This window comes from Microvirga massiliensis, from assembly GCF_001006805.1.
Taxonomy (GTDB): domain Bacteria; phylum Pseudomonadota; class Alphaproteobacteria; order Rhizobiales; family Beijerinckiaceae; genus Microvirga; species Microvirga massiliensis.
Window position 1 is genome coordinate 306,355 of sequence record NZ_LN811352.1, and the last position, 15,588, is coordinate 321,942.

A 15,588-nucleotide genomic window follows, 5' to 3' on the forward strand; every position below is an offset into this window, starting at 1 on the left:
CGCGCTGTATGGTCACCAGCCTCTCCATGACAGGCGCTTGCGCGACAACCCGGCTATATCGGCAGGCGCTACCGCAATGTCGCAGATCGACCTGAGGCGCCCGACCATGTCGGCACATCCGCGGGTGCGACGAGCTTCCACGCCAGGAGCAGGCATGTGCCGAAATAGATAACTCCCATCGGAACCCACATCAGCACACCCGCGAGCTGCTGATCTTCGAGTGGGGTCCATCCCCAGAGTTCCGTGCGGCCACCGTACCAGCTGTACAGCGGACGGGGTGCCATGGTGATCAAGGCGCCGAGCAGGCCGCTATGCATCAGCGTGGCGAAGGCGGCGCCAAGCGCCAGGGCGGCGCTGCGGCTCGAACGCGCGCCAAGGACCGCCCGCCAGAACAGGAGACCTGTCCCGAAAAAGGAAGCGTGCTCCAGCATATGAAGCCACTCGCGCTCGACAGCGGCGTCGTACAGTCTCGGTGCATGCCAGGCCCACAAGGCGAGCCCATGCAGGACGGCGGCCGGCAATGGGCGTGACGGCATTTGCCCGAAGCGGGCGAGAGGCCGCCACAACCGGGCAGTCATTGTGCTCCTGCTCCAGCCTTTGGGAAGAGCCCAGGCAAATGCGACGCCCGGTTGGCCGGCGAGGAGCAGTGGAGGCGCGATGATGACGAGGAGTCCGTGCTGCGCCATATGCGCCGACAGCAAGGTTCCGCCGAGCCGATCGAGGGGCGAGACGAGCGCCACGACGAGGGCCGCTTCACCCAGAAGAAACGAGAGGACGTTGAAGGGCCCGATGCCGCGCCAGCGGCCGGCTCGCGTCCAGAGCTGTAGCACGCCTCGCCCGTAGGCCCAATGCGCGAGAAGGAGCGGCACGATGACCAGCGGTTCGAAGCTCCACGCCTGCCACAGGGCGTCGGGCTGGACCGGCGCCGGCCCATGCGCCGCGGCGGGCTGGACCGCCAGAAGAAGGGTCAGGAGGAATCCTGCTAGGCGCATGCCGGCACCAGAAGGATCGGGATGAGCTGCCCCAGGATGGCGAGCGCCGCAATCGCATCGCAGCCGATCGTGACCGCCATCCGGAAGCGCAGCCTGGTCTCTCCACGCTGTTGCCCATATCGCCAAGCGGCATGCCCGACGAGGATCAGGGCCGCGACTGCGGTCACGATCACGAGCACCGTCAGGAACATCATCCGGCTCCCTTGACTGGCCGCACCAAGGCCCAGCACGCAGGCGAGCGCCGTTGCGACATAGACCGTCAGGAAGTGAGCCGCCCAGACGAAGAAGCCAAAGGCAGGATCGAGCAACCGGAACAGGACGCCCGCGTTGGCATAGGGTTCACCCTCTGTGTCAAGGCGAGGAGACGACATGGGGGAATCCTGCGACGAGAAGAAGCGCGATCACCGTTAGCGGCGTCGTGAAGCGCCACCAGAGCAGACAAATGCGAAGCGTCAGGGTTCGCCAGGAGTTGATCATGCCGAGGGAAAGGCGCGCCAGGCACCAGAGCGCCATCCCGGCGCCTGTCGCGACGTGCAGGCCCAGATAGCCGAGCAGCGTCCACACCGCGGCGCCATAGGCATGTCGCGTTGAATCGATCCCAAGGCTGTCGAGCCAGAGCCAACCACTCAGCACTACGGCGGCAGCCATCACGGCGCTCGCCCCGAGAGTCACCATCGTCGCGCGCGGCTGCCCGCGCTGGTTCGACTGGTCGGCAGCCTCGAAAAGGGCATGCGCCACGAGCACCAGCACGGCAATGACGACAGGCCCGAGGAACCCCGGAAGCTGTGACCCGTCGGGCGGCCAGACGCCCGGTCTCGTCGTCCAGAGGAAGAGATAGGCGAAGATGAGAGAAGCCACGACAGCCGCGTCCGAAATGAGGAGCACCACCATGCCCCACCATCCGACACTGTCGCTGCCGTTGCTGTAGAGAGGCAACGAAACGCCTCGACCAGCATCCGCGAACTCGCGCGGGAGCAGCGGATCCATCGACCACAGCCAGAAGAGATAGATCGCCGCGGCGACGATGCTTACCGCGATGGCGATGATCGTGAACCCGAGCGTTCCCGCCGCGAGCGCAACCGCGCTCGCAAGCGCGGCCAGAAATGCCGTCCAGCCGGGCCCCGGTAGGCGGATGATCCGTTCCGGCTCGCCGGTGATCGGTGACGTCACCAGCGACTCGCGCTCTCGGGTCGGTGCGTCGGGGAGATAGCCGTGACCTGCGAGTTCGATCTCCTTGATATCCGCTTGGTCCCAGAGCGGATAACGGGACCGGACCGGCACGAGGCTGCGGAAGCCATGGGCCGCCCCGGCCGACAACCACTCGAGCGACGGTGCCCGCCAGGGATTGTCGCCAGCTATCCGTCCCGTTTTCCGATGCGTGACGAAATCGATCACGAAGATCAGGACCCCGATGGCGAAGACGAAGGAAAACACCGACGAGATCACGTTCAACCCGTTCCAGCCGACGTCCCCGGGGTACGTGTAGATGCGCCGCGGCATGCCGCGCAGCCCTGCGATGTGCATCGGGAAGAAGGCGGCGTTGAAGCCCACGAACATCAGCCAGAAGGCCCAGCGCCCGAGCCGCTCCGAGAGCATCCGCTTGGTGACGAACGGTGTCCAGTAGTAGAGCGCGGCGAAGACCGGGAAGACCATGCCGCCGATCAGCACGTAGTGGAAGTGCGCGACCACGAAGTAGCTGTCGTGCACCTGCCAGTCGTAGGGCACGGCCGCCACCATCACGCCCGTCAGCCCGCCGATCGTGAAGATGAACAGGAACCCCAGAATGAACAGCAGCGGCATGCGAAGCACCGGTCGGCCGTCCCAGAGCGTCGCGATCCAGGCAAAGACCTGAATGCCCATCGGGATCGCGATGGCGGAGCTTGCCGCCGAGAAGTAGGCGAGCGACAGGAGCGGCAGCCCCGTCGCATACATGTGGTGCACCCACAGCCCGAACGAGAGGAAGCCGACCGAGATGGCCGCCAGCGCGAGCCAGGCATGGCCGACGAGCTTCGCGCGGGCAAAGCTCGGGAGCATGATCGACACCATGCCGGCCGCCGGCAGGAAGATGATGTAGACCTCCGGATGCCCGAAGAGCCAGAACAGGTGCTGCCACAGAAGCGGGTCGCCGCCCTTGGTGGCGTCGTAGAACGGCATCCCGAAGGCGCGTTCCAGCTCGAGCAGGATGTCGGCGGCGATCACGGCGGGCATGCCGATCATGATCATGGCGGCCGTGACCAGCATGTACCAGGCATAGATCGGCATGTTCGCCAGCGTCATGCCGGGCGCGCGCGTCTTGAGGATGCCGACGATGAGCTCCACGGCCGCCGCCACTGCCGCGATCTCGACGAAGCCGAGCCCCAGGATCCAGACGTCCGCGTTGATGCCTGGTGAGTATTTGGGGCCGGTGAGCGGCGGATACATGAACCAGCCGCCATCCGGTGCGATGTTGAAGAACAAACTCGCAAACACCAGCGCGCCGCCCAAGGCGTAGGCCCAGTAACCTAAGGCCGAGAGCCGCGGGAAGGGCATGTCGCGCGCGCCGAGCATGGAGGGCAGCAGGAGAACGGCGAACGCTTCGACGATCGGCACCGCGAAAAGGAACATCATCACGGTGCCATGCATCGTGAAGAACTGATTGTATCGGTCGGCGTCCAGGTAGGTGAGCCCCGGATAGGCGAGCTGGATGCGCATGAGAAGCGCAAGCACGCCGGCACCGAGGAAGAAGAGAAATCCCGTGGCGATGTAGATGACGCCGATATGGGTGTTGTTCACCTCCGTGAAGAACGCGAACCGTGAGGGCGGAGCCCAGGCCGCATTGAGCCGCTCCAGGCCGTCCGGCCCGCTCGATTGCGGATAGAGCACGGGTGCCACGCCGGGTGCAGGCACTCCCGCGGGCCGCGCTTCGCGGGGGGCGAGCGTGTGCGTCATCGCAGCGACTCCAGATACGCGGCGAGCGCGCGCAGTTGCGGGCCTTCGAGCTGATCATACGAGGGCATCGCATTGCCGGGCTTGAGGTGCTGGGCACTCGCGATCCAGCCCGCGATGTTGCCGACCCCTCCAGGCAGGGTTCCGGCCCCGATCGTGCGGCGCGCCCCGACTTGGGTGAGATCCGGTCCGATCCGGGCCTCGCTCACCCCGCGCACCGCGTGGCAGGCCCCGCAGCCGAGGCTGACGAAGAGATCCCGACCCCGGCGCAACTCCGGCGTCCGAGGCTGAGCAACCGGTTTTGCCAGCCCGGAGAGCCACGCATCGAATTCGTTCCGCGGCATGGCGATGACGTCGAACGCCATGAGCGTGTGTTGCAGGCCGCAATATTCGGCGCACTGACCGCGATAGATTCCCGGCCGATCGGCCTGGATAACCGTACGGTTGACGCGGCCCGGGATCATATCGGTCTTGCCGGCGAGGCTCGGCACCCAGAAGCTGTGGATGACATCGTTCGCGCGGAGGAACAGTTCGACCGGCTCGCCGACCGGCACCCGCAACTCGTTCGCCGAAGAAACCGGCGCTTGTCCGTCTCCCCGCTGATACGCCATCTCCCACCAGTAGAGATATCCCGTGACGTCGACGGTGAGACGGTCGGCGGCCGTCGAGGCGCGCGTCTCGTGACCGACGGTCATCACGTAGGGGACGAGCGCCGTCAGCGTCAGCAGGGGCAGCGCCACCCCGCCGCCCCACAGGAAAAGCCTGCGGTTCACCGGTCCTTCGCGCGGGCGCAGGATGGGCACGAGCATGAGCACTGTGACCAGCACGGTGACGAGCGTTGCCCCGACATACATGAGGATCCCGAGGCGATGGATCGATGCCGCCGACGGGCCCGCAGGATCGAGCGCCGATTGCGGCCCGGTGCAGCCGGCCAGCAAGAGGAATACCAGGAGAAGGAGCAAGCTCCGGTTACGGCTCATCGCCCGGCTCCAGGGTGTAGAGATAGGCGGCAATGTCGCGTGACTGCTCGAGGGTGAGTCCGACATCCGGCATGCCGGTCCGGGGCACGAGAGCTGGCGGGTCCTGCAGAAAGGCAACCAGCACGCCCGGCTTGTTCGGGAGTTCCCCGGCGATGAGCCCGCGGCTGGCCATGCCGTCGAGTGGCGGGCCGACATTGCCTCTTGGGGAACGGACGCCGGGGATGACGTGACAGGCGGCGCAGCCAAAGGCTCCGCTCGCGACGAGCGCGTGCCCACGATCGGCGTCGCCATCATCGACATGCTTGGTGTTGAAGGACGCTGTCTCCGACAGGTCGCATCCGGTAACGGCGAGACAGCCCACCATAATGACGGCGCAGGCGGTCCTCATGGCGCGAGGCCTGCGATGTACGCAGATACTGCGTGGACGTCCTCGTCGCTCATCCGGCGCGAGACGCTGCCCATGAGATCATGAGGATCGTTGCGCCGCACGCCATTCCGCCACAGCCGCAGCTGTCCTTCCGTGTAGGAGACAGGTTGGGCAAGGGACGGGTAGATCGGGTTGAAACCCTTGCCGGCCGGCCCATGGCAATCCGCGCAGGCCTGTATGTCACGTTCGGGCGCGCCTTCGGCGTAAAGCCTCTTGCCGGATTGGACGAGCGACTCGTCGGCGGGATTTATCCCCACCGCAGGCAATGAGGCAGACAAACCCTCGTAATAGAGAGCAAGCGAATGGTAGTCGGAGGCCTCGAGCTGCTTTGCGATGGGGCCCATCGCCCCGTTCGGACGCGCGCCGGAGGCATAATCCGCCATCTGCTTGGCAAAGTAGCTCACGTCGAGGCCGGCGAGCCGTGGAAAGCCTGCCGCTGCATCACCTTGGCCCTGCAGTCCATGACAGCTGAAGCACGCCGCTGCGGCACCGCCTGGCCCGCCGCCCGACGCGATGAGCTGGCCCCGAGCTGCCGTGGGCTGGCCGGGTCCCCACCATCCCAGGCGTGACTTCTCGATATCCTGGCTGTTGAACGCCGCTGCGGGGGGATTGCCGAACTGCTTGACGACGAAATTCGCCAGAGACGCGAGCTCTTCATCCGACAGCCCGCCGACGATCCCTTTCTTGCCGTCGAAGCTCTGCATCAGAACCGTGCCGCTCCTGATGTGGCGCTCCACGCCATTGAGAAGCACGGCAATCAGGTTGTAGGGCGCGCGGGCACCAACGGCCGAATTATGGAACATCGACGGGAAACGGCCATCGGGTGATCCCGAGCCGTCAGCGCCATGGCAGCTCGCGCAGGAAATGTTGTAGAGGACCGCACCCGATCGCGCCGCGTCTGAACCTTCCAATGAGGCGGTGCGCAAAAGCGCCGGGTCCGTCGCCAGCCTTTCGCCACGTTCGCTTGCAGAGGCATCGTCGGTCGGATCCCGGTGGGCAGGCTGGCGTGCGAGCCAATCGACCAGTGCATTGATGTCAGCATCGGGCGTATCCTGAAGCGCCTCGACCACGGGAGCCATAGGGCCGGCCGCCTGCCCTCGGCCGGGAGCGTTGCCGTTGCGCAGATACCGAAAAATGTCATCGCGCGACCAGGCACCGATTCCGCTCACCGGATCGGGCGTGATGTTCGGCCCCAGCCAGCTTCCCAGCCGGATACCCGACAGCGGCGGTCCATCGACCGGTGAATGGCAGCCGATGCAGACATTGGCAGCCAAGAGATCTCGAGAGCGGTCTCGTGCTGCAGTCGTGTTGCTCGAAGAGGCGCCTTGTGCTTTGGCGCGGCCCTCCCCAACCAGGACGCATGCCACGCCGGCAGACAGAATCACCAGCATTCCGACGAACGCGACTGAGCGGTAGGTAACGTGCCTTGTCCGCATAGCAGCCGCCATCCGTGATCTCCGTCGCGCACCCCAACGCCGCCTATGTGTGTGCGATGTGCTCCGCCGTACGAAACGTCAGCGCCACGGCCGTCAGAGTCGGATTGACCGTGGCGGCTGTCGGCATGACGCCCGTGCCGGCAATGAACAGATTTTCGTGATCGTGCGTGCGCCCATACGGATCCACGACCGAGTCCTTCGGATCGTCGCCCATGCTCATCGTGCCCATGATGTGCTGATTGTTGGCGTATTCGCCATCGGGCGTGTAGCGCAGGTTCGTGCCGCCCATCAGCTCGGCGATCCGGGCGTATTCCTTCTTCGCCGCGGCCATAGCCTTGTGGAGGTAGTCGCCCAGGAAAAAATGCACCTTCGGCTTGGGCAGGCCGAGCTCGTCCCGCTGATCGCTGAGCACAACGCGATTTTCGGGCATCGGCAGGACCTCGGGCACGTTCTTGACGTTGCACTGATGCGCTGCGCGGTAGCGCAGCTGCTTCTCGAGTTCTGCGCCATAGACTCCGGCTGCAATCAGGTCTTCCGTCGCGGCGCGGACCTGGGAGATGTTGGTGAAGTCGAGGCGAAATGCAGCATGCTCCGAGCGGAACGGCCCATCCCGTAAGGTATTGATCGATGCCGGGCTCTGAGGCCCGCGTCCGAGCCAAAGCTCGTCCTCGGCATCGAAGGTCAGCGAACTGCTCGGGTGATCCATGAGATTCCGGCCGACCATTCCCGAACTGTTGGCGATGCCATTGGGGTATTTGTCGCTCGCCGACATCAGAAGCAGCTTCGGACTCTCGATGCCATTGGCGGCAAGCACGAAGGTTTTGCCTGTCACGCGGTGCGAGAGTTTGTCCGGGTCGTAATAGTGTACTGCCGTGATGCGACGATCGGAATCGTGCTCGATCCGATAGACGACGGCATTGGGCAAAAGCCTCGCCCCCGCGGCTTCGGCAGCGGCCGCCGCCAAGCCACCATGATATTGCGCGTCGATGGGACAGATCGGCTGACAGTTGTTCGCGCCGCAGCAGGGAGGTCGTCCGTCATAGGCGCGGCTGTTGCGCGCCGTTGTATTCGACACGACGGGGTATCCGCCCGGGGCAAGTCGCTCCCGGAAACGGCGCATCGCCCACGACTCGGCCACCGGCTCCATCGGGAACGGCTTGACGCGCGGTGAGCCCGTGTCGGGCGCCCCCGACACCCCTGTCTTGACCTCGGCCTCGTAATAGAACGGTTCGAGCTCTTCATAGGTCAAAGGCCAATCCTTGCCCACGCCGTAGAGCGACTTGATCCGGAAGTCGTTCGGAAGAAGGCGCCACATATGCGCCGCCCAGTGCCAGGTCGTACCGCCGACGATGCGAATGTATTCGGCCGGATAGGGATACGGCCCGGCCTGCACGAGATAGCCGTTGCCCGTGCGGCCTGGGGGCTGCCGCGCAACCCGCCCCTTATCGACGTCCGTGGCGGAACCCCAGTCGGGTTCGTAGGTCGGATGTGGGGCCCACCAGGAAGGTGGATAGGGTGCCATCCAGTCGCCCTTGCGGGGCGCACTTCTGTAGTAGAGCACGAGCTGATCACGCGTGACGCGCGGCCCTGCCTCCAGGATAAGGACGGACGCACCCGTCTTGGCGAGGCGCTCTGCGGTCAGGGATCCGCAAATCCCGGAACCGATCACGACGATGTCTGCGGAGAGCTCGTCAGCCATCGGGCTCTCGTCAAGCGGGTTTATCCACCCAGGTGCCATACGACCCGGAGCAGTAGCTGGGCGGGTTCAAACGATCGGCAACGACCACGTACATGAGACTCGTCTCGAACGTGATGCAGCGGGCGCGCTCGCCCTCCCCGACGACGCCGGTGTACCAAGCCGTCACGATTTTGCGCGGCAGCACAGCCAGCGGCGAATGCTCCGCGTCCAGAGTGGGCTGCAGCTCGCTCGGCTCGATCTTCCGTTGTCCGATCATCTCGGCCAGCGCCTGAACGCTGGCCTGAAATCCCGGATCGTCCGCTATGAGGGCCTCGTAGAGTCGAGCCGCTTGGTCCGGTTCGAGGGACGGTCGCCCCGTGAGGACGCGCGAGACCACCAGGAACGCATCACGCGGAGCACCGGCGCTCGGCTGTGCAACGGCAACTGGAACGAACGAGGAGAGACAGGTGGCCGTCAAGCCTGTCAGGACGGTGCGCCGGTGCGGGTCGGACTCGGTCGTCTCATCGAGCGAAGCATTCGATTTTTCCATGGGACCTCCACGGAAATCCAGCATGCGCGGCTAGCAAGGCAGCGCGCCGGTCTGCTTCTGGGGCGAAACCACCGTCATGCTGTCGGTGTCGAAACGCGACGGGCTCAATCCGCCATCGCAACGCAAGGCCACTGCAGATTGGTGCACAAACGCTCGACCCGCCGGATAGATCCCGCGGAATCTCGATAGGAACGATTCAGAACTGTTGGTCCGAGCCTCGACTGCTTCGGCTTCGGCTTGCAATAACAAAGGAGTTTCTGGTCTCCGGTATCATCGCAAGCCAAAGGTGAAGTAATTCGGAGTCTGTTTCCGTTTCCGACAGTGCTCCTCGCGCTCTCACGCCCTCCCCGTCCTTGCGAGCCGCAGGCGAAGCAATCTACCCGTCGACGGATGCGCTCCTGGATCGCTTCGCTCCGCTCGAAACGACGGTGAGGCAACGGGACGGCTCGTGATTTACCGGCTGTGGTCTGCAGTGACGAAGCCCAATACGCTAGGAACGACGATGACAAACCTCGCGAGTGATACTCATACCTTTCCATAGACGGGAATCAGAGCACCCGTGACCGAGCGGGCCGCATCCGACAGGAGAAAGGCAATGACCTCGGCGATGTCTCGCGCCGGCACCCATTGGGAGTAATCGGCTTTGGGCATGGCCTCGCGGTTCTGCGGCGTGTCGATCATGCTTGGCAACACGCTGTTGACGGTGATCCCCTTGTCCTTCAGCTCCTCCGAGAGGCTCTCCGTCAGGCGCAGAACGGCGCTTTTGGCCGCAGAATAAGCGCTCAGTCCTTTCGCTCCGGTGACGCCCGGACGGGCGCCGACGGTGACGATCCGGCCGCCTTCGGGCGGCAGGCGGGGAATGATCGCCTGAACGGCTGCAACCGCCGTTTTCAAGTTGGCCGTCAGCATTGCGTCCCAGACGGTCCAATCGTCCTTGGCCCTGGTTCCCCCGCTTTCGAAGGCGCCGACGGTCGCCACGAGACCATGGACCTCGCCAAAGCGCGCGATGACCTCGTCCAAGGCACGGCCGACTGCAGTCCCATTCGCCAGATCGAGACCACCGAGATGCAGGGTCCGATCCGGATGGCTGCTCTCGATCCCCGGCCGTTCCGAGCGGTCGAGCAGGGCCACCTTCGCTCCGCCTTCGAGCAGAACGTCTCTGACTGCCCGACCAAGATTACCGGAAGCGCCCGTAATAGCGAAGGTCCGGCCGCTCAGCTTCTGCACGTTCGATACCTCTCTGTTCCCTGGCTGTCTGGTATATAGCGAGGGCTAGGATCCTCGTCGGCCGTACCCTGACCCTCGCGGGCATCGCCCAAGAACCCTTATGATGACGTTACGCTGTGACCTCTCACGGCTCCAGCAGGTTCATGCGTGCATCCCTGCGTACAGTCTTCCATGGCTGACGGGAACATCGCCAGCAGGGTAACCCTGAGAGCGTTCGGCGAGTTCAATGTCGAAGCAACCCTCTGGCTCTGGATGGTCGCGGGCCGTAGTAAACGGCTGCTGACGTGACATTGCCGGGAGATGACGATGAGCAACGGGTTTCTGCCGCGGTGGACCCTCAAGACCGAGGGAACCATCCTGCCGGACGAGCGGCTGCCGATGGGGCAGACCCTCGTGACCGGTCTGCAGCATGTCGTGGCTATGTTCGGCTCGACCGTGCTCGCTCCTCTTCTGATGGGCTTCGACCCGAACGTCTCGATTCTGTTTTCTGGTTTCGCGACGCTCCTGTTCTTCGTGATCGTTGGCGGCCGGGTTCCGAGTTATCTCGGTTCGAGCTTCGCCTTCATCGGCCCGGTGCTCGTCGCAACCGGCGCGACGGTCGGGAGTCCCAACCCGAATATCCCGCTGGCGCTCGGAGGCATCATCGCGGCTGGGGCCGTTTATGCCCTGATCGGTCTCATCGTGCACGTGGCCGGCCATCGCTGGGTCGAGCGGGTGATGCCGCCTGTCGTGACCGGCGCCATCGTGGCTGCCATCGGCCTCGTACTGGCGCCGATCGCCATCAACAGCGCCTCGGGCGTGACGACGGACAATCCGAACGGCACGACCTTTGCCCGCTGGATCGCCCTGATCACCGTCCTGGCGGTCGCCATGATCGCGGTCTACGGATCTGGCATCTGGCGGCGCTTGCCCGTGCTGCTCGGCGGAGCCATCGGCTATCTGGCTTATCTGGTCCTGGCGAACGGCTTTGGTCTCGGCCAGCCGATCGACTTCTCGAAAGTCGCCTCGGCCTCCTGGTTCGGCCTGCCTACCTTCCAGAGCCCTGTCTTCGACCTCCGGGCGATCAGCCTCATCGCTCCGGTCGCCGTCATCCTCGTCGCCGAGAACCTCGGACACATCAAGGCGATCGGAGCCATGACAGGGCGCAATCTCGATCCCTATCTCGGTCGGGCCTTTATGGGCGACGGCGTCGCGACGATGGTCTCCGGCTTCGGCGGCGGGACCGGCATGACGACCTATGCGGAAAACATGGGCGTCATGGCCGTAACCCGGATCTATTCCACCCTGATCTTCGTCGTTGCGGCGGGGTTCGCCCTCCTCCTCGGCCTGTCGCCGAAGTTCGGCGCCTTCATCTCGACGATCCCCGGTCCCGTGCTCGGAGGCCTGTCGATCGTCGTCTTCGGCCTGATCGCCGCGGCGGCGGGCCGGATCTGGGTCGAGAACCGCATCGATTTCGCGCAGCCGCGAAACCTGATCACGGTCGCGGTCGCCCTGATTCTCGGGGCGGGCAACTTCAAGCTGACGGTCGCCGGCTTTACCCTGGACGGGATCGGGACCGCGACCTTCGGCGCCATCCTGCTCTATCATCTGTTGCGGGACGAGACCGAGGCCGAGATCGGGACCGCGGATGCGGCAATGCCGGCGAGGCCGCCTGCCGAATAGCCGTGGTCGCCCGGCTTACCGACGCACTGGTCACGGGAGCGGTTCGTGATGAAGGAGGTTCGAATGCAAACGCGTCCTATTCCCTCCACCAACGAGCCGCTGCCGGTCATCGGGTGCGGCACCTGGCAAACCTTCGATGTCGGCGCCTCTCCCCGGGAGCGGGCGCCACTCGCGGAGGTGCTGCAAACGCTGTTTACATCGGGCGGTTCGGTTGTCGATTCCTCGCCCATGTATGGAAGGGCGGAGGCCGTCGCGGGCGACCTGCTGGCTGCATCCCATGCCCACCACAAGGCCTTCCTCGCGACCAAGGTCTGGACGCGCGGGCGCGCCGAGGGCATCGCGCAGATGGAGCAGTCGATGGCTCTGCTCAAGACCGACCGCATCGATCTCATGCAAGTGCACAATCTGGTCGACTGGCGCACCCATCTGGCGACGCTCCGGGGCTGGAAGTCGGAAGGCCGCGTCCGCTATGTCGGGGTGACCCACTATACGTCGAGCGCCTACGGCGAACTCGAAGCCGTCCTGCGGTCCGAGACGCTCGATTTCGTTCAGGTCAACTACGCGCTGGACGACCGTGACGCCGAACGACGCATTCTGCCCCTCGCGGCCGAGCGCGGCATCGCCGTGTTGGTGAACCGACCCTTCGGAGGTGGCGGGCTTCTTCGCCGCCTGGCACAGCGCGAGCTTCCGGCCATCGCCGGCGAAATCGGTTGCACGACCTGGGCGCAATTGCTCCTGAAATTCATTCTCGGCCACCCTGCCGTGACGTGTATCATCCCGGCCACCTCGAAGCCGGGGCACATGGCCGAGAACGTGCAGGCCGGCGACGGGCCTCTCCCCGACGAAGCCCTGCGGAAGCGGATCGCAGCCGCCGTCAGGCCATGATTCAGAGCTCTTTGATGGTGAGCGTCTGACCGACGCTCACCTGCGGCCGAACACCCAGTCTCCGACTTCGCCCAAGGCATCGAAGGCCCGATTCGTCAGGCGACGCGGCACTGCGAAGAGATCGTGCTCGACTTCCTCCTCGACCGGATAGCCGTAGAGATGCAAAGGCGCCCCACGGGCCACGGGCATCTCGGCTCGCTCCTCCAAGGGAACATCGCGCCGGGTCCCATAGGCTGGGATCCCCCGGGGCGGCACCGGGCGCTCGTCCCCGTATCGCCCTTCTCCGTCGCGCCGCGCCTCCATGGGCCTGCTGCCGGTCGAGGTGAGAATATCCTCGGCCCGATTCAGGGCGACGTGCTTCGGCCGGGACAGAGGAACGTCGTAGCCGTGGCTCAGAGCCACGCCCTGGAGATCGCGGACGGCGGCCTTGCCCTCCTCCGTCCCGTGGCAGATCGCAAAATATACCGCGTGATAATTCGCGTTCTTGCGAGCATCCTCCCGGCTCTCGGCGGTCGCAAACGGTGCCAGGAAGAAGGCCATCGTGCGCCCGTCCCGATCTGCGAGGATGGCCGGACTCGTCCGGGAGCAATAGACGTAGCCGTCCTCCTCGCCGAGATCCTTTCGGCCATTCCGGCTCGCGTGGAAGGTCTTGAGCCGCGTCCTCATGAGAGTTCCCTCCTCGCTTGAGGCGAGCGGCCGGGCGCTGACCACTGAAAACTCGTCGCAGCCGTCCGGCTGGCAAAGGCCGCGGATGATGTCAGGCCGGTCGTAGCCGCGAGCGAGGGCTGGTGTCGAAATCACCAGGGTGAGCGCGAGGATTCGGATGAGCATTCTGCCCTCTTGTGTTGTCTGCTTCCTTTCGGGCAGCCAACATTGGCAACAATTCGGCAACAGCTGCGACCACTGGCCACCTCTCGTGGCTGCCCGAGCGCTTCACTTGAAGCGCTGGCGCGCTCGGAAAGGCCTCCGACGGTTCACACGTGCACGTCCCCGAACGCGAGTTCGCCCTCGCTTTGGGGGGTCCGTAGGGAGGCATAAAGAATCCACCCGTAGAAGGCGACGACGATGATGATCGTCGCCCAGCCGGGGAGTGGACCGATCGCGGCGTTCCGGACCCACTGGCCGATGGACCCGACGAGCCGCTCTTCGGAGGCGTTCGTGGGCAGATTGGTGGTCATGGTCCGCACGAGCCAGGCGAGCAGCAGAATCAGGAACATCCAGCAGTAGTTTCGGCGGAGGCGGCGCGACATGGCCTGGCGCAGGCTGACGAGGAACAAGGGGCGTCGCAGGTCTTCTCCCAGGGCCTTCACCCACTCGTCGGTCGTGCCGGATTCGGGTGCGAAGATCTGGGCGAAGTAGTTGCGCTCGAGCCGGCGTACCCGATTCCGATAGACGTCGAAGAAGCGATACCGACGAGCCTCGATCACCAGCAGCAACAGAACCAGCAGCATGGCGAAGAGCAGCACGCCGTGATGGGCCGTCGGCGTCGAAAGCGAAACGGACAGCATCGCCGCAACGACGGTGATCGCCCAGTTCGTGGTCCGATCGATGCGATCACGCCAGCCGGCCATTCGGGCGATCTCGGCGCGGTGGTAGTGGGCCACTACGGTGATGAACTCGCCCGGGGTAGCCGGGAAGGCCGGCGCGTCGATCCTCGGACGCAAGTCGCGCTCATCACGCATGGCATTCCTCCCTTGCTATAGCATCGGACCCAAAGGTGGGTTGCACTTTTGGGACCAATTCGATGCTTCGGCCCTTGAGCGGCGCATCGTGCGGAAAAGTGGGTCCACTTTTCCGCACGATGCGCTTCGCGCCGGTCTTTGGGAGCCATGGACCTATGGACGTCGTCCGCCAACCGCGCGGTAGCCGCAGGCCGAGAGCAGACACCTGGGGCGGCGCATCGGGCATATGGTGCACAGGATAGCGACGTCGAACACGCAAAGGATGCCGGTCGACCTTGGCCGGCATCCCCGCTACGACATTGGAAGCGCAGGTCATGCCTGCGCAGGGATCGTTCGTCAGTCGTCCATACCACCAGCGAGCAGGATCTCGCGCTTGCCGGCATGGTTGGCGGGCCCGACGATGCCCTCCTTCTCCATCCGCTCCATGATCGAGGCGGCCCGGTTGTAGCCGATCTGAAGCCGGCGCTGGATATAGGAGGTCGAAGCCTTCTTGTGGCGCAGAACGATCGCGACGGCCTGATCGTAGATTTCGCCCGACCCGATTCCGAAGTCGCCCTCATCGATGACAGGCACCTCCTCGGCTTCGGCCTCCTCTTCATCGGCCGTGACGGCGTCGAGATAGACGGGTTTCGCCTGGCGCTTGAGATGGGCGACGACGCGCTCGACCTCCTCGTCGGAGCAGAAGGGGCCGTGCACGCGGGTGATACGGCCGCCGCCCGCCATGTGGAGCATGTCGCCTTGGCCCAAGAGCTGCTCGGCCCCCATCTCGCCGAGGATCGTGCGCGAGTCGATCTTCGAGGTCACCTGGAAGGAGATCCGGGTCGGGAAGTTGGCCTTGATGGTGCCCGTGATGACGTCCACCGACGGGCGCTGGGTCGCGAGGATCACGTGGATGCCGGCCGCCCGCGCCATCTGGGCGAGCCGCTGGATCGCGCCCTCGATGTCCTTGCCGGCCACCATCATGAGGTCGGCCATCTCGTCCACAATCACCACGATGTAGGGCAGCGAGGTCAGGTCCATGACCTCGTCCGTGTAGACGGGCTGGCCGGTTTCCTTGTCGAAGCCGGTCTGGACGGGCCGGGTGATGACCTCGCCCTTCTCCCGCGCTTCGGCGACCCTTGCATTGAAGCCGTCGATGTTGCGG

General features: G+C 64.9%; 14 protein-coding genes. 2 read left to right on the plus strand and 12 right to left on the minus strand.

What is annotated here, in order from left to right:
* Positions 1-68: 68 nt before the first annotated feature.
* From BN1233_RS10370 to BN1233_RS10410, 9 genes are all read right to left on the minus strand, one after another.
* Positions 69-992: a cytochrome c oxidase assembly protein gene (locus BN1233_RS10370; RefSeq protein ID WP_046863483.1), complete on the minus strand. Its 924-nt coding sequence runs from the start codon at positions 990-992 to the stop codon at positions 69-71.
* Positions 983-1,363 carry a hypothetical protein gene (locus BN1233_RS10375; RefSeq protein ID WP_046863484.1) on the minus strand — a complete coding sequence of 127 codons (381 nt, stop codon included), beginning with the start codon at positions 1,361-1,363 and terminating at the stop codon, positions 983-985. Before BN1233_RS10375 ends, BN1233_RS10370 begins: the two co-directional genes overlap by 10 nt.
* Positions 1,344-3,920 (minus strand): cytochrome c oxidase subunit I, encoded by a 2,577-nt coding sequence (ctaD, locus tag BN1233_RS10380; RefSeq protein WP_082145350.1) that lies wholly within the window; start codon positions 3,918-3,920, stop codon positions 1,344-1,346. Before ctaD ends, BN1233_RS10375 begins: the two co-directional genes overlap by 20 nt.
* On the minus strand, positions 3,917-4,897 hold the full coding sequence (gene coxB / locus BN1233_RS10385; protein WP_046863485.1) for a cytochrome c oxidase subunit II: 981 nt from the start codon (positions 4,895-4,897) through the stop codon (positions 3,917-3,919). Before coxB ends, ctaD begins: the two co-directional genes overlap by 4 nt.
* A complete protein-coding gene (locus tag BN1233_RS10390) occupies positions 4,887-5,285 on the minus strand; it encodes a c-type cytochrome (RefSeq protein WP_046863486.1) in 399 nt (132 codons plus the stop codon). The genes coxB and BN1233_RS10390 overlap by 11 nt, the downstream gene beginning before the upstream one ends.
* On the minus strand, positions 5,282-6,772 hold the full coding sequence (locus BN1233_RS42745; RefSeq protein ID WP_048707686.1) for a c-type cytochrome: 1,491 nt from the start codon (positions 6,770-6,772) through the stop codon (positions 5,282-5,284). The genes BN1233_RS10390 and BN1233_RS42745 overlap by 4 nt, the downstream gene beginning before the upstream one ends.
* A 31-nt stretch (positions 6,773-6,803) precedes the next feature.
* Entirely contained in the window at positions 6,804-8,459 is a 1,656-nt protein-coding gene (locus BN1233_RS10400) for a GMC family oxidoreductase (RefSeq protein ID WP_046863487.1), read from the minus strand.
* Positions 8,460-8,469: 10 nt separating this feature from the next.
* The gene (locus tag BN1233_RS10405) at positions 8,470-8,988 is read right to left on the minus strand and encodes a sorbitol dehydrogenase family protein (protein ID WP_046863488.1); all 519 of its coding nucleotides are present in this window, start codon (positions 8,986-8,988) and stop codon (positions 8,470-8,472) included.
* A gap of 525 nt (positions 8,989-9,513) precedes the next feature.
* Complete coding sequence (locus BN1233_RS10410) at positions 9,514-10,215, minus strand: SDR family NAD(P)-dependent oxidoreductase (protein ID WP_046863489.1); 702 nt, start codon at positions 10,213-10,215, stop codon at positions 9,514-9,516.
* A gap of 306 nt (positions 10,216-10,521) precedes the next feature.
* On the opposite strand from BN1233_RS10410, the gene BN1233_RS10415 reads away from it, so the two are divergent.
* Positions 10,522-11,877 carry a solute carrier family 23 protein gene (locus BN1233_RS10415; protein WP_048707689.1) on the plus strand — a complete coding sequence of 452 codons (1,356 nt, stop codon included), beginning with the start codon at positions 10,522-10,524 and terminating at the stop codon, positions 11,875-11,877.
* Between the two features lie 63 nt (positions 11,878-11,940).
* Positions 11,941-12,762 carry an aldo/keto reductase gene (locus BN1233_RS10420; protein WP_052763774.1) on the plus strand — a complete coding sequence of 274 codons (822 nt, stop codon included), beginning with the start codon at positions 11,941-11,943 and terminating at the stop codon, positions 12,760-12,762.
* Positions 12,763-12,798: 36 nt separating this feature from the next.
* Here BN1233_RS10420 and BN1233_RS48275 read toward each other — a convergent pair whose 3' ends face one another.
* The 3 genes from BN1233_RS48275 to BN1233_RS10435 all read right to left on the minus strand — a co-directional run.
* Positions 12,799-13,593 carry a hypothetical protein gene (locus tag BN1233_RS48275; protein WP_063776619.1) on the minus strand — a complete coding sequence of 265 codons (795 nt, stop codon included), beginning with the start codon at positions 13,591-13,593 and terminating at the stop codon, positions 12,799-12,801.
* Between the two features lie 143 nt (positions 13,594-13,736).
* Positions 13,737-14,444, minus strand: coding sequence for a DUF2270 domain-containing protein (locus BN1233_RS10430; RefSeq protein WP_046863492.1), 708 nt, complete (start codon positions 14,442-14,444; stop codon positions 13,737-13,739).
* Positions 14,445-14,780: 336 nt separating this feature from the next.
* Positions 14,781-15,588 (minus strand): DNA translocase FtsK (locus BN1233_RS10435; RefSeq protein WP_046863493.1); only part of this gene is annotated, 808 nt, incomplete at its 5' end.

What these genes read in the sequence shown, in the direction of transcription:
- coxB (WP_046863485.1), bottom strand. Translation starts at nt 4,897, where the DNA reads ATGAGCCGTAACCGGAGCTTGCTCCTTCTCCTGGTATTCCTCTTGCTG.
- BN1233_RS10430 (WP_046863492.1), bottom strand. Translation starts at nt 14,444, where the DNA reads ATGCGTGATGAGCGCGACTTGCGTCCGAGGATCGACGCGCCGGCCTTC.
- BN1233_RS10420 (WP_052763774.1), top strand. Translation starts at nt 11,941, where the DNA reads ATGCAAACGCGTCCTATTCCCTCCACCAACGAGCCGCTGCCGGTCATC.
- BN1233_RS42745 (WP_048707686.1), bottom strand. Translation starts at nt 6,772, where the DNA reads ATGGCGGCTGCTATGCGGACAAGGCACGTTACCTACCGCTCAGTCGCG.
- BN1233_RS10405 (WP_046863488.1), bottom strand. Translation starts at nt 8,988, where the DNA reads ATGGAAAAATCGAATGCTTCGCTCGATGAGACGACCGAGTCCGACCCG.
- BN1233_RS10415 (WP_048707689.1), top strand. Translation starts at nt 10,522, where the DNA reads ATGAGCAACGGGTTTCTGCCGCGGTGGACCCTCAAGACCGAGGGAACC.
- BN1233_RS10375 (WP_046863484.1), bottom strand. Translation starts at nt 1,363, where the DNA reads ATGTCGTCTCCTCGCCTTGACACAGAGGGTGAACCCTATGCCAACGCG.
- ctaD (WP_082145350.1), bottom strand. Translation starts at nt 3,920, where the DNA reads ATGACGCACACGCTCGCCCCCCGCGAAGCGCGGCCCGCGGGAGTGCCT.
- BN1233_RS48275 (WP_063776619.1), bottom strand. Translation starts at nt 13,593, where the DNA reads ATGCTCATCCGAATCCTCGCGCTCACCCTGGTGATTTCGACACCAGCC.
- BN1233_RS10370 (WP_046863483.1), bottom strand. Translation starts at nt 992, where the DNA reads ATGCGCCTAGCAGGATTCCTCCTGACCCTTCTTCTGGCGGTCCAGCCC.
- BN1233_RS10390 (WP_046863486.1), bottom strand. Translation starts at nt 5,285, where the DNA reads ATGAGGACCGCCTGCGCCGTCATTATGGTGGGCTGTCTCGCCGTTACC.
- BN1233_RS10400 (WP_046863487.1), bottom strand. Translation starts at nt 8,459, where the DNA reads ATGGCTGACGAGCTCTCCGCAGACATCGTCGTGATCGGTTCCGGGATT.